This window comes from Streptomyces sp. NPDC004031 (assembly GCF_053604375.1).
Map to the genome: position 1 here is coordinate 1 of NZ_JBSGHL010000051.1, position 13,443 is coordinate 13,443.

Consider the following 13,443-nt stretch of genomic DNA (forward strand, 5'->3'; position numbering starts at 1 on the left):
CCGGGCCATCGACCGCTTCATCGACTCCGGCAGCGCCACGTCCTTGATCTCCACCCGGTCGATGTGCACGCCCCAGCCGGTCGCCGGGGTGGCCAGCATCAGCTCCAGGCCCTCGTGCAGCCGCTCCCGGCCGGACAGCAGGTCGTCCAGCTCGCTCTTGCCGATGATCGACCGCAGTGAGGTCTGGGCCACCTGGAGCATCGCGAACTGGTAGTTCTGCACGTCGACCGTCGCCCGGATCGGGTCGACGACGCGAAAGTACAGCACCGCGTCCACCCGCACCGAGACGTTGTCGCGGGTGATGCCCTCCTGCGAGGGCACCGGCATGGTGACGACCTGCATGTTGACCTTGGTCATCCGGTCGACGAAGGGCAGCACCAGCCGCGGGCCGGGCTGCTTCGGCAGCGGGCTGACCCGGCCGAAGCGGTAGATCACCCCGCGCTCGTACTGCTTGACGACCCGCATGCTGCTCGGCAGCACGATCAGGCCGACCACGGCCAGGACGATCAGCAGTACAACCACGATCTCCATGTCCCACTCCCCAGTCCGGTGCGTGAGGGTACGGCCTGCCGACCGGCCGCCGCCCGCACAACGGCCCTTCCTTGGCGAGGGTTTGACGCTCGGTCGGCGCCCGCCGGTTCCGGCGGGCACCCCCGACCGCGGCGGCCCGGCGCACACGGTCACCGGGCGGGCCGCCCTAGGCTGGGCCGATGGCACGCTACTTCGATGTACATCCCCAGAATCCGCAGCCGCGCATCATCAGCGGCGTGGTCGAGAGCATCCGGGCCGGGGCGCTGGTCGCCTACCCCACGGACTCCTGCTACGCGCTGGGATGCCGGCTGGGCAACCGTGAGGGCGTCGACCGCATCCGCACGATCCGGCACCTCGACGACCGGCACCACTTCACCCTGGTCTGCCGGGACTTCGCGCAGCTCGGCCAGTTCGTGCAGATCGACAACGACGTCTTCCGGGCGGTGAAGGCGTCCACGCCGGGCAGCTACACCTTCATCCTCCCGGCGACGAAGGAGGTGCCGCGGCAGTTGCAGCACCCCAAGAAGAAGACCGTCGGCGTCCGCATCCCCGACCACGTCGTGACGCAGGCGCTGCTCGCGGAGCTGGACACGCCGCTGGTCTCCAGCACCCTGCTGCTGCCCGACGAGGAGGAGCCGCTGACGCAGGGCTGGGAGATCAAGGAGCGGCTCGACCACGTGGTCGACGCCGTTGTCGACTCCGGCGACTGCGGCACAGAGCCCACCACCGTCGTCGACTTCTCCGGCGGCGGGGCCGAGATCCTGCGCCGCGGCGCGGGCGACACCACACGGTTCGAGTAGCGCGCGGTCCGCGTCGCGGGTCGGCCCCGGGGCGGTGACCTTTGGGCCACCGCCCGGGTCCGCCGGATCGGCGAATACCCGCTCCACCGGGCCGCTCTCCAGGCCCCGGCCGTCGCGCCTCACCATCACCTCGTCGGCGATCTCCCGCAGCGACGCCAGCAGGTCGAGCACCTGGGCCTGCAACGACACGTCGAGCACGGAGACCGGCTCGTCGCACACCAGCACCCGGGGGCGGGTGGCGAGCGCTCGGGCGATCGCCACCCGCTGCCGCCGGCCGCCGGACAGCTCCCACGGCCTGCGCCGCAGGCGCTCGCCACCGCCTCGGCCTGACCCGGGCCGCATCTCCCGGCACTCTCCCGCACCTGTGCGGCGCCCCGCCGTGCCCGGGTGTCCGGGTGGCACTCCCGTGCCCACCTGCTGATTTGTCTGCATGCTGATCGTCTGGCCTAAGATGATTTCCGTGACCCTGGATCTGACGCCCGACCAACTCCTGTCGACCACCCGCGCGGTGCGCCGGCGCCTCGACTTCGACCGCCCCGTCCCGCGCGAGCTGATCGAGGAGTGCGTGGACCTGGCCGTGCAGGCCCCGACCGGCCGCAACCGGCAGCGCTGGCACTTCGTCGTGGTCACCGAGGACAGCCAGCGGCACGCCGTGGCCGACCTCTTCCTGCGCGCCCTCTCCGCTGCCCAGGGGCAGCAGCTGACAGCGCGCGACACCTGGCGGATGGGCTACCACCCCGGTTCCACCGAGCGGGTCTTCGACGGGCTGCGCCATTTGACCGCGAACATCCACCGGGTGCCGGTGTTCGTCATCCCCGCCGTGGAGGGGCGCACCGACCGCGCGAACGTCGCCGAGCAGGCCGGGACCTGGGGCTCGATCCTGCCCGCCGTGTGGAACTTCATGCTCGCCGCCCGCGCCCGCGGCCTCGGCACGACCTGGACCACCGCCCAGGCGCCGCTGGAGCGGGAACTGGCCGAAGTGCTCGGCGTCCCCTACGACGAGGTCATGCTGGCCGCGTTCATCCCGCTGGCCTACACCATCGGCACCGACTTCAAACCCGCACCGCGCATCCCGCGCGAGCACGTCCTGCACTGGGACCAGTGGAAGCAGCGCCGCCCGTAGCGCCGTATGCGGGTCCGGCGGGCAACTGCGCCGAGTCCGCCTGCCGTACCCCGTACGGGAGTTAGAGTCGGGCCATGCCGCCTTCCACCCCGCCGGACGAGCCGTCCGCCCCGCCGCAGTCCTCCCGGGGTTCGCTCGCGGGCGCCGGCTGGGAGGCCCAGGAACCGGGCACGTACACCGAGCTGATGCCGCCGCGGGTGTCGAACCTGTCGTGGCTGAACCCGGCGACGCTGTGGAAGGCACGCAACGGCCCGCTCGCCTCGCTGCTGGGCGACCCCACCGGGGCGCGGCGGCAGCAGTGGGTGCGCGGGCAGGTCGAACGCGGCGCCACCGGCCCGGATCTGCTGATCGAGCGGGACGACCCCGACACCTTCTCCTTCCTGCTGCTCGGCGACACCGGCGAGGGCGACGCCCCGCAGTACGCCGTCGTCCCCGGCCTGCTGAAGGCCGGGGCGGGCACCCGCTACGCGGTGCTGTGCAGCGACGTCCTCTACCCGGTGGGCAGCGCCGACGAGTACGGCACCAAGTTCTTCCGGCCCTACCGCGACTACGACGCGCCGATCTACCCGATACCCGGCAACCACGACTGGTACGACGGCCTGGGCGGCTACATGCGGGTCTTCTGCGACGCCCCCGAGCCGCCGCCCCCGCCCCGCCCGCGGTTCGGGTCGGCGGCCTGGTGGCGGTCGCTGCTGTGGCGCCCGCCCGCGGCGATCGACGCGGAACGGCTGGCGGCGGCGCGCGCGATGCGCGACCGGCCCGCGCAGGCCGCCCGGTGCCCCGCGCCGTACTGGGCCATGGACTCCGGACCGCTGCGGATCATCGGGATAGACACCGGGCTGCTCGGCGGCATCGACCGGGAGCAGGGCGAGTGGCTCGCCCGGGTCGCACGCGGGCCCCGGCCGAAGATCCTGGTCACCGGTTCGCCCCTGTACGTCGACGGCGAGCACCACCCGTGCCCCATCGAGGGCGGCGGCACGGTCGACGCCATCGTGCGCGACCCGCGCAACCGCTTCGTCGCGGCCATCGGCGGCGACATCCACAACTACCAGCACTACCCGGTCGACGTGGACGGGCGGCGCATCGAGTACGTCGTCTCGGGCGGCGGCGGGGCCTTCATGCACGCGACCCACACCATCCCGCCGGTCGCCGTCGGCGGGGTGACGGAGGACCGTTTCCGCTGCTACCCGCTGCGCGCCGACTCGCTCGCCTTCTACAGCCGCCTGTACGGCAGCAGGCTGCGGCTGCGGCGGCTGTTCGACCTGACGCCGGACCAGGCCGCCGCCGTGATCGCCGCCCGGCTGGGCATCACCCCCACCCGCGCGGCCGCGGACGCCGCGGTGACCCGGCGCACCCGCTTCGTGGCCGCCGTGCTCGGTGTGGCCTCCCGCCCCGGCCGCAGACGCCGGGTACGGCTGCCGGTGCGGCGGATGCTGACCCGGGTGCTGTCACCGGGGTCGGCCACCTACAGCCCGCCGTTCTTCAAGAACTTCCTGCGGCTGGACGTGACCCCCACCGAGGTCCGCGTCCGCTGCTTCGCCGCGACGGGCCTGCGCCCGCACGAACTCGAACCGCCCGTCGAGGACGACTTCACCATCCCCCTCACGGGCTTTCCCGTCCCGCACCAGGACACGGCCGGACCCGACCGGAGCCACGCGTGCTGATCTGGTTGGACGGAGCCTTCGGCAGCGGCAAGACCACGCTGATGGCCGCCCTGCGCGGGCACCTGCCGGACGCGCTGGTGTTCGACCCGGAGCAGGTCGGCGCCCTGCTGACCGGGATCGTCGACTGCCCGACGGGCAACTTCCAGGACATCCCGCCGCGGCTGCCCGCGGGGGCCGTCGTCCTGGACGCCCTGCGCCCGCCCGCCGAACTCGCGGGGCAGGTGCTGGCCGTGGTGGGCGCCGCGGCGGGGCGGTGACCACCGCTACCCGGCCGGGACGGTCCCGCCCGCCACGACGTTGCGGGGCACGCACGGCGGGCCGCGGAGGCGGTAAGGTGCAAGAAATATGGAGGAAAACATTCTTGGCACCCCATATCCTGCCAGCAGGAAGAGCCGCCCGAGGGAATCCAGATGAGCAACCCGCCGAAGATCCGCCGCGCCTCGCCGAGCAGGGTCGTGGGTGACGACCGGCGCGAGCAGTATTTCGCCAAACTCGCCCTCGACCGCCCCGACGTCGGCCTGTGCCGGGCCACGACGCTGGTGGCCAAGTCCATCGACGCCGAGCTGACCGGCTACGAGATCTCGGCGGCCCAGCACCTGGTGCTGAAGATGCTGAACGACGTCGGCCCGTGCTCCCAGCAGGAGCTGAGCGAGCAACTGCGCATCGACCGCAGTGTGATGGTCGGCTGCATCGACGGGCTGGAGGACTCCGGCTTCGTGCGCCGCGAGCGGCACCCCAAGGACCGCCGGGCCAACGTCATCGTGCCCACGCCCGAGGGCTTCGCCGCGCTGGCGGACGTCGAGGACGGCGTGCCCGGCTTCCTCGACCGCGCTTTCCAGGCCCTGACCCCCGCCGAGCGCAGGACGCTGGCCCGGCTGATGGTCAAGATCCTCGACGTGGCGTGAGCCGCCGGACCGTCCGTCCGGAGGCCCGGCCGCGTCACACCGGCGCCGGCGCCCGGCCCGGGAAGCGGGCCTCCAGGTCCTCGCGGGGCATGGGGCGATGGGTCCCCTCGATCCGGGCGTGACGCCGGAGTCCCGCAGCACCTTCAGGTGGTGCGACAGCGCGGAATTCCCTGCGGGGACGTTCGACTTCATCCGCACCTGCTACCTCGTGATCCACCTGCCGGACCCGGAGAAGGCCGTCGCCCGGCTCGCGAGCCGGCTCGGGCCGGGAGGTGTGCTGCTGCTGGAGGAGCCGTCGTTCCGGCGGCGGCGCATCAACCTCCCATCTGCCGTCAAACAGTTGGAAGCAAGATGATTGCACTGCTACGTTTATGCCCCAATCATTGACGTGCAGACGATGTCTGCCGCAACGAAACGGTGGGGGCGATGACGGAGCGTCAATCACAGGCATCGGTGCCGGGACCGGGCAGCAACGGCAACCTGCTGCTCCTGGTGCTGTGCGCACAGCTCTTCCTGGACTCCATGGACGTCTCGCTGATGGGTGTGGCGCTGCCCAAGATGCAGCACTCGATGCATCTGGACGCCCAGCAGCTCCAGTGGGTCATCTCGGGCTACGCGGTCGCCTACGGCGGCTTCCTGCTCCTGGGCGGGCGGGCCGCCGACCTCTTCGGACGGCGCCGCATGTTCTTCTGGGCCACCGCCGTCTTCGCGGTCGTCAGTCTCGTCGGCGGCCTGGTCTCCAGCGGGTCGCTGCTGATCCTCACCCGCGTGGTCAAGGGCGTCGCCGCCGCGTTCATCGCCCCGGCCGCGCTGTCGATCATCACCACGACCTTCCGCGAGGGACCCGAGCGCAACCGGGCGATGGGCGTGTTCGGCCTCACCGGCGCCAGCGGCTACGCGGCCGGCCTGGTCTTCTCCGGACTGCTCACGTCCATCAGCTGGCGGCTCACCTTCTTCGTGCCGTTCGCGGTGGCCGCCCTCGTGCTCGCGCTCGTGCGCGGCGTCGTCGCCCCCGACGAGGCCCATCAGGGCGCCCGCCGCGGATTCGACGTCGTCGGCGCCGTCACGGCGACCGCGGGCCTGCTGCTGCTGGTGTTCGCGCTGACCCGCGCCTCCGACGTCGGCTGGGGTTCGGTGTCCACGGTGGGCGGCCTGACCGTCGCCATGGTGCTGCTGATCGCCTTCGTGCTCATCGAGGGCCGCCGCAAGGACCCCCTCGTCGACCTCGCCGTCTTCCGCTCGCGCACCCTGGCCACGGCCAACGTCGTCGGCGTCGTCTGGGCCTGCGCGACCATCGGCTGGCAGTTCGTCGCGCTGCTCTACCTCCAGGACGTGCTCGGCTACAGCGCGCTGCAGGCGGGTATGGCGATCGTGCCGATGGCCGCGTCGATCCTGATCGCCGTCAACCTCGCGCCCCGGCTCATCCGGCGGGTCGGGCTGCGTGTCCCGGCCGTCATCGGCATGGTGCTCCAGGGCCTCGGCATCGTGCTCTTCCTGCGGGCCGGAGCCCACGCCTCGTACGCCGCCGCGCTGCTGCCCGCCCTGGTCCTGCACGGCCTCGGCAACGGCACCAGCTTCCTCAGCTTCAACATCGCCGGTGTCGGCGGCGTGCCGGACGAGAAGCAGGGCCTGGCCGCCTCGCTCATCCAGTCCGCCGTGCAGCTCGGCGGCGGCCTCGGCGTCGCGGTGGGCGCCGCGGTGCTGGCCGGCTCCAGCGGCTCCGGGGTGCAGAGCTACCACCACGCCTTCGCCGCCGTCAGCGTCTTCTCGCTGGCCGGTGTCATCGCCTCCGCGGTGGGCCTGGGCGCGCCCGAGGATCCGGCGGCCGTCAAGGACGCGGCGGCGCCGCCGCTGGCCGAGCCGTCCGGCGCCGGCCTGGAGAGCGAGCACGCGTGAGCGGCAAGGTCGCCCCGGAGGCCGGCACCGCGGCGGTGAAGTGGCTCGCTCCCGACGACCCGGTGCTGTCCCGGGACGGGGCCGCCGAGCTGTAACGCACCCTGGACGGCTGGCTGCCCCGCCGGATCCCCCGGGCACGGCTCGCCACCACCTTCTCCCAGGGCTTCGCGAGTTGCGCGGCCATGCCCGCCGGTGTCCGGTTCGTGGTCCGCACCGACGCCGCGGAGGTGGCGCTGTGGCTGAACGTGACCGCCGACAGCGCGCCGCTGGACGTCCGGGAAAGCGGCAACTGGATTCACCAGGAACGCCCGGAGGCCCTCACCAGCGAACTGGAGACGTGGCTGTGCGGGCTTCCCCCGGCGGCGCGGTGAAAGTGGCGCGCCGGCCGAGGTGAATCCCTCCGCCCCGGTCGGTCCTATTCCGCTGCCAGGCCCGGCGGGCGGGTCGCTCCGGCGGGCGGAGGACCATCTCGGCGGCCATTGCTCCGCTTTTTCTGACAATGCACTTGGTGTCGGCTTGGCGCCGCCGCCCGCCGCCGGAGGCGTGAATTCTGCACGGTCGCCCGTGAAATCCAGCCGATCTGCCGCAAACCGCCTTCCCGGCGCGCGGGGTGAGGCCGCGTCGGTGCGGCGATAACGGAAGGAAGCGGGCCGGACCCGGCGAGTCGGTCAGATGGGGTGCAAGGCCGTGAAAAGAACGCCCATAAGCCCGGTTCGAACAGGCGGCCCGCAATGGCAGCCGCGTGTGTCATGGGCGTCTGATACTGTCGAAAACGTCAATCGGCAAAGGGCTGTCAAGAAAGTCGCGGCCCGTACCGGGGGCAATGGGACAGGAATTGGAACCCGATCGCTGTGATTCCCGGGGATTCACGGGTCGGGCGGAATGAATTCACCATCAATGCGAATGACGCCGCCGTGGTCGGCTGCGTCCGAAAACAGTTGGTCCGGCATCGGGAACGAGCCGTCCCGGCAGGGGACGGCGGCTCCCGCGCGCCGCACCGCGGGCCGGGCATCCGGTCCGGGCGGGCGTGTCGTGGGCGAGTGGAGATCGGGGGACGGTCTTGCGAGGGCAGGAAAATTTCACTGAGCTTGTGCTGCGCCACGCCGCCGAGCGGCCGGACCAGGAGGCGTACGTCTTCCTGCCCGGCAACTCGCCTGACGCGGCCGCACAACGGCTGACGTACGCCCAACTGGACGCCGAGGCCCGGCGGATCGCCTCCTGGCTGCAGCGCAAGGGCGCGGCCGGGGGACAGGTGCTGCTGCTCTACCCCTCGGGCCTGGAGTTCGTGAAGGCCTTCGTCGGCTGCCTCTACGCGGGGTCCGTCGCGGTGCCCGCGCCGCTGCCCGGCGAGAACAACCAGTCCGCGCGCCTCACCGGCATCCTGCGGGACGCCGAGGTGCGCGCGGTGCTCACCGGCTCCGCGGACGAACCGGGCATCAGCGCTTGGCTGCGCGCCTCGGGCGCCACCGGGATCGAGGTCCTGGCGACCGACGACCCGACCCGGGGCGAGCCGGGGGAGTGGACGCGGCCGCAGTTGGCGGGCGAGTCGCTGGCCTTCCTCCAGTACACCTCCGGCTCCACCAGCGAGCCCAAGGGCGTCATGGTCTCGCACGCCAACCTGCTGGCCAACGAGCTGGCCATCGCGCGCGTGCTCGGCACCGGCGAGGGCGTCAGGATGGGCTGCTGGCTGCCCGCCTACCACGACATGGGCCTGATCGGGCACATCCTGCACTCGCTCTACGCGGGTGGCTCGACGGTGCTGATGGCCCCGGTCACCTTCCTCATGCGGCCGGTGCGCTGGCTGCAGATGATCGGGGAGTACGGCGTCGCCGTCAGCGGCAGCCCCAACTTCGGCTACGACCTGTGCCTGCGCCGGATCACCGACGAACAGCTCGCCACCCTGGACCTCAGCACCTGGCGGCACGCCTGCAACGGCGCCGAGCCGATCCGCGCCGAGACGGTCCGCGCCTTCACCGAGCGCTTCGCCCCCGCGGGCTTCCGCCCCGAGAGCTTCTTCCCCTGCTACGGCATGGCCGAGACCACGCTGCTGGTCTCCGGCACCCCGGCCGACCGCAGCCCCGTCCACCGCACCGTGGACGCGGCCGCGCTGGAACAGGGCCGGCTCGCCGAGGCCGGACCGGAGGCGGGCACCCGGACGCTGGTGAGCAGCGGGGTGGTGGACCCCGCCGACTTCAGCGTGCGGATCGTCGACCCGGACGCGCACACCGAACAGCCCGACGGGCAGGTGGGCGAGATCTGGGTCAAGGGCGCCAGCGTCTCCTCGGGCTACTGGAAGCGGCCCGACGTCAACACCCGCGTCTTCGACGCCGGGATCGTCTCCGCGGGGGGCACCGACACCGGCTGGCTGCGCACCGGCGACTTCGGCGTGCTGGAGGCCGGGCAGCTCTACGTGACGGGCCGTCTCAAGGAGATGATCCTGATCAACGGCCGCAACATCTACCCGCACGACGTGGAGCGCGCGGTGCAGGCCCTGCACCCGGCCTTCCGCGGCGGCGCCGGCGCGGCCTTCTCGGTGGACGACGGCGAGGAGCACCTCGTCCTGGTGCAGGAGTTCCGCCGGGCCGCGGCGCAGGACCCGGCGGCGCTGTGCGCCGAGATCCGCGCCCACGTCCGCAGCGAGTTCCAGGCCAGTTGCAGCGTCGTCCTGGTCCGCCCGGCGGCGGTGCACAAGACCACCAGCGGCAAGATCCAGCGCACCCTGATGCGGGCGCTGCTGCTGGAGGGCCGGCTGGAGCCCGTCCACCAGGACCTGGACCGCCAGGTCTCCCGTCTCGTGTCCGCCCCGCAGCCCGCCCCGGTGGGCTGAGCCGTGGACCGCACCCCTGCCCCGTACGCCCCGCACCGGCTGGCCGAGCAGCTGGAGTGGGATCTCGGCGACCCGGACGAGCCGGCCTCGGCGTTCGGCCACGCCCGCAGCCTGGCCCTGGACGAGCGCGAGGCCTTCCCCGAAGGTGCCTGCGACCGGCTGGACGAGCTGGGCCTGCACCACTTCTACGTACCCGCCGCCCACGGCGGGCGGCTCGCGGACTACGAGCAGCTGATGCAGCTCATGCGCACGGTCGCGCGCCGTGACCTGACCGTCGCCGTCGCCCACGGCAAGACGTACCTGGGCGCGGTCTGTGTCTGGGTGGGCGGCTCGGCCGAGCAGTGCCGGGAGCTGGCCGGGGCCGTCGCGTCCCGGACCCGGGTCTCCCTCGCCCTGACCGAACGCGCCCACGGCAGCGACCTGCTGGCCGGTGACGTCGTCGCGGAGCCCCCCGAGGACACCGGCCGCGACACCGGCCCGGACACCGGCCCCGACGCCCCCGCGGGTTTCCTGCTCAGCGGCGAGAAGTGGCTGATCAACAACGCCACCCGGGGCAGCCTGCTGTCGGTGCTCTCCCGCACCGACCCGGCGGGCGGCCCGCGCGGCTACTCGGTGCTGCTGGTCGACAAACGCGCCCTGCCCGCCGGCACGTACCGGCACCTGGACAAGGTGCGCACGCACGGGATCCGCGGCGCGGACATCTCCGGGATCGCCTTCGACCGCGCCCCGGTCCCGGCCGGGGCCGTGGTCGGCGAGGTGGGCGGCGGCCTGGAGACCGTGCTCAAGGCGCTCCAGCTGACCCGCACCATGTGCGCGGCGCTCTCGCTGGGCGCCGCCGACCACGCGCTCGCGCTCGGCCTGGACTTCGCCGCCGGGCGCAGCCTGTACGGCAGGCCGCTCGCCGGACTGCCGCAGGCCCGCCGGACGCTGGCCGAGGCCACTGCCGACGTGCTCGCGGACGAGGCGCTGGCACTGGTGGCCGCCCGCGCGGTGCAGACCCTCCCGGCGGAGCTGTCCGTCGTCGCCGCGGTCACCAAGTACCTCGTGCCCACCCGCACCGAGGCCGTCGTCACCGCGCTGACCGGACTGCTCGGCGCCCGCGCCTTCCTCAAGGACGTCTACGCGGGTGGCCGTTTCCAGAAGATCGACCGGGACCACCGCATCGTCGGCCTCTTCGACGGCAACACCCTGGTCAACCTCAACTCGCTGATCAGCCAGTTCCGGCTGCTGGCCCGCGCCCACGAGCGCGCCGCCGGCGACGTGCCCGGAGCCGTCGCGGCCTTCCGGCTCACCGCGCCGCTGCCGCCCGCCGACCTCGGCCGGCTCTCGCTCATCGCCCGGCAGGGCAGCGGTGTGCTGGCCGCGCTGCCCGGCTGCGTGGCCCGGCTGCGCGACCTGGCCGCCGACGACCCGGCGCTCGCGCCCGCCCTGCACGCCGCCGAGCGGCTGGTGGTGGCCGTGGACGCGGTGCACGCGCAGGTGGCGGCGCTGAAGGACGCGCAGACCGAGGTGCCGCCCGCCGCCTTCGACGCCGCCCGCCGGTTCGCGCTGTGCTTCGCCGGTGCGGCCTGCGTCGGCCTGTGGACGTACAGCCACGCCGAGGCCGAGGCGGGTGCGACCGCGCCGCTGTGGCGCGACGCCCTGTGGCTGCGGGCCGCGCTCGCCCGGCTGCTGGCCGCGCTGGACGTCCCGGACGCGGCCGACCCGGAGGCGCTGGACGGCGTCCTCGACGCGGCCACCGCCCTGCACACCGGCGGGCGGCTGGTCTCGCTGCTGCCCCTGTCGCTGCGCCCCGCCGCCGCGGCGGCCGAGGACGGGACGGTCCGGCCGGCCCTTGCCGTCCCCGTCATCGGACCGGCCGCGGGGAGTGCGTCATGACGGCGGATCAGGCGGAGCGGACGGCGCCCCACCCGGCGCCGCCCCAGCCCCAGGAGGCGGGCACAGCCGCTCGGGTCGCCGAGCTGGCCGCCGCCTTCGGCGACCCCGGCGACGTGGCCAACCCGGTCGGCGAGGCCGCGATCCTGGCGGCCGACGAGGCGGGCGAGCTGTCCGCGGCCGGGGAGAAGCTGCTGGACGCCTTCGGGCTGAACGCCGAGTTCGTCCCGGCCTCCCTCGGCGGCAGGCTGGAGCGGCTCGACGGCCTCGCCCGCGTCCTGCGCGAGGTCTTCCGGCGCGATGTCGCGCTCGGCCTCGGCTACGGCGTCACGTCCTTCATGGCGTCGGTCAACGTATGGGCCGAGGGCGACGCGCGGCAGCAGGCGCGGCTGGCGGAGATCCTGCTGGGCGGCGGCCGGGTCTCGGTGGCCTACCACGAACTCGCGCACGGCAACGACTTCCTGCGCAACGACTTCGAGGCCCGGGTGCGGCCCGACGGCTCGTTCCTGCTGCACGGCACCAAACAGGTCATCAACAACGCCGCCCGCGCGCAGGCCTGGCTGCTGTTCAGCCGCACCGACCCCGCGCCCGGCCCGCGCAGCCACTCCGTGCTGATGGTCGAGCGCGCCCAGGTGGCGCCCGAGCGGCTGACCGTACTGCCCCGCTACGGCACCGTCGGCGTACGCGGCTGCCACCTGTCCGGACTGGACCTCGACAGCGCCCCCGTCCCGGCGACCGCGCTCGTCGGCGGGCTCGGCCACGGCGCCGACGTGGCGCTGCGCTCCTTCCAGCTCACCCGCAGCGCCCTGCCCGGCATGGCCCTGGGCGCCGCCGACAGCGCGCTGCGCACGGTCGTGTCCTTCGCCACCGGACGGCACCTCTACAAGCGCACCGTGGCCGACATCCCGCAGGCCAGGGACACCCTCGGCGGCGCCTTCCTGGACCTGCTCACCGCCGACTGTTTGTGCCTGGCCGGCGCCCGCAGCGTGCACCTGCTGCCGGGCGAGGCGAGCGTCTACGCCTCGGCGGTGAAGTACCTGGTGCCGAAGCTGCTGCGGGAGGCCGTGCACGACCTGTCCGTGGTCCTCGGCGCCCGGTTCTACGTACGCGAGGGCGCGACCGGCATCTTCCAGAAGCACCTGCGCGACCTCCCGGTGCTCAGCCTCGGCCACGCCGGGGCCGCGGCCTGCCAGGCGACGATCGTCCCGCAACTGCCGCGGCTCGCCCGGCGCTCCTGGTTCCGCACCGCACCCGCCCCCGACGCCCTGTTCGAGCCGCACACCGACCTGCCGGAGATCCCCTTCCGGCAGCTCGCCCTGACCGCCGACCGGGACAGCCTGAGCGCCTCGCTCGTGGCCGCCGCCGACACCCTGCCGGACGGCTCCCCGCACGAGGCGGCGGTACGCGACCTGGCCCGGCAGCTCGTCGCCGAACTGCGGCTGATCCAGCAGCAGAGCCTCGCGCTCCCCCCGGTGGACCGCACCGCGCTGGCCTCCCCGGCGAGCTTCGCGCTGTCCGACCGCTACGCCGTGGTGCTTGCCGGGGCCGCCGTCCTCGGAGTGTGGCGCCGCGCCCGGGACGCGGGCGCGGGGCGGGATCCGGCGGCGGGCGCCGGGCGGGACCGGGCCGCGGAGGCCTTCCTCGCCGACCCCGCCTGGGCCGCCGCCGCGCTGGACCGGCTCGTCCGGCGGCTCGGCCGCCGCCCCGCCGCGCTGCCCGCGGACTGCGCGGCACGTGTGCAGGAGGAACTGCTGCGCCGGCACGCCGGACGCCGCAGCTTCGACCTCTACGCCACCGCACCGGCCGGCTGACCGATCCCGCC

Annotated in this window: 12 protein-coding genes and 1 pseudogene; 11 read left to right on the forward strand and 2 right to left on the reverse strand. The window is 73.6% G+C overall.

Translation table 11 applies throughout. The features are described from left to right. The coding region (locus tag ACWERV_RS27480; RefSeq protein ID WP_452937927.1) for an SPFH domain-containing protein at positions 1 to 531 on the reverse strand (531 nt) is incomplete at its 3' end. Between the two features lie 179 nt (positions 532 to 710). Here ACWERV_RS27480 and ACWERV_RS27485 point away from each other — a divergent pair. Next, positions 711 to 1,331: an L-threonylcarbamoyladenylate synthase gene (locus ACWERV_RS27485; RefSeq protein WP_452937930.1), complete on the forward strand. Its 621-nt coding sequence runs from the start codon at positions 711 to 713 to the stop codon at positions 1,329 to 1,331. Positions 1,332 to 1,583: 252 nt separating this feature from the next. Here the strand turns inward: ACWERV_RS27485 and ACWERV_RS27490 are convergent. Beyond that, positions 1,584 to 1,763: pseudogene (locus ACWERV_RS27490) on the reverse strand (ABC transporter ATP-binding protein); the annotation flags it as partial. A gap of 28 nt (positions 1,764 to 1,791) precedes the next feature. Here ACWERV_RS27490 and ACWERV_RS27495 point away from each other — a divergent pair. The 10 genes from ACWERV_RS27495 to ACWERV_RS27540 all read left to right on the forward strand — a co-directional run bounded on the left by ACWERV_RS27495 (position 1,792) and on the right by ACWERV_RS27540 (position 13,432). After that, positions 1,792 to 2,454, forward strand: coding sequence for a nitroreductase family protein (locus ACWERV_RS27495; protein WP_452937931.1), 663 nt, complete (start codon positions 1,792 to 1,794; stop codon positions 2,452 to 2,454). A gap of 74 nt (positions 2,455 to 2,528) precedes the next feature. Then, positions 2,529 to 4,118, forward strand: coding sequence for a metallophosphoesterase family protein (locus ACWERV_RS27500; RefSeq protein WP_452937934.1), 1,590 nt, complete (start codon positions 2,529 to 2,531; stop codon positions 4,116 to 4,118). Further along, on the forward strand, positions 4,112 to 4,375 hold the full coding sequence (locus ACWERV_RS27505; RefSeq protein ID WP_452937936.1) for a hypothetical protein: 264 nt from the start codon (positions 4,112 to 4,114) through the stop codon (positions 4,373 to 4,375). Before ACWERV_RS27500 ends, ACWERV_RS27505 begins: the two co-directional genes overlap by 7 nt. A gap of 153 nt (positions 4,376 to 4,528) precedes the next feature. Continuing rightward, positions 4,529 to 5,023: a MarR family winged helix-turn-helix transcriptional regulator gene (locus ACWERV_RS27510; protein ID WP_398189678.1), complete on the forward strand. Its 495-nt coding sequence runs from the start codon at positions 4,529 to 4,531 to the stop codon at positions 5,021 to 5,023. Positions 5,024 to 5,120: 97 nt separating this feature from the next. After that, a complete protein-coding gene (locus tag ACWERV_RS27515) occupies positions 5,121 to 5,378 on the forward strand; it encodes a class I SAM-dependent methyltransferase (RefSeq protein ID WP_452937939.1) in 258 nt (85 codons plus the stop codon). A gap of 71 nt (positions 5,379 to 5,449) precedes the next feature. Next, complete coding sequence (locus ACWERV_RS27520) at positions 5,450 to 6,919, forward strand: MFS transporter (protein WP_452937942.1); 1,470 nt, start codon at positions 5,450 to 5,452, stop codon at positions 6,917 to 6,919. Between the two features lie 113 nt (positions 6,920 to 7,032). Further along, complete coding sequence (locus tag ACWERV_RS27525; RefSeq protein ID WP_452938052.1) at positions 7,033 to 7,290, forward strand: hypothetical protein; 258 nt, start codon at positions 7,033 to 7,035, stop codon at positions 7,288 to 7,290. Positions 7,291 to 8,009: 719 nt separating this feature from the next. Continuing rightward, positions 8,010 to 9,746, forward strand: a complete 1,737-nt coding sequence (locus ACWERV_RS27530; protein ID WP_452937945.1) for a fatty acyl-AMP ligase — start codon at positions 8,010 to 8,012, stop codon at positions 9,744 to 9,746. 3 nt (positions 9,747 to 9,749) lie between these two features. After that, positions 9,750 to 11,624, forward strand: coding sequence for an acyl-CoA dehydrogenase family protein (locus tag ACWERV_RS27535; protein WP_452937948.1), 1,875 nt, complete (start codon positions 9,750 to 9,752; stop codon positions 11,622 to 11,624). Beyond that, complete coding sequence (locus tag ACWERV_RS27540; protein WP_452937951.1) at positions 11,621 to 13,432, forward strand: acyl-CoA dehydrogenase; 1,812 nt, start codon at positions 11,621 to 11,623, stop codon at positions 13,430 to 13,432. The genes ACWERV_RS27535 and ACWERV_RS27540 overlap by 4 nt, the downstream gene beginning before the upstream one ends. Positions 13,433 to 13,443 lie beyond the last annotated feature (11 nt).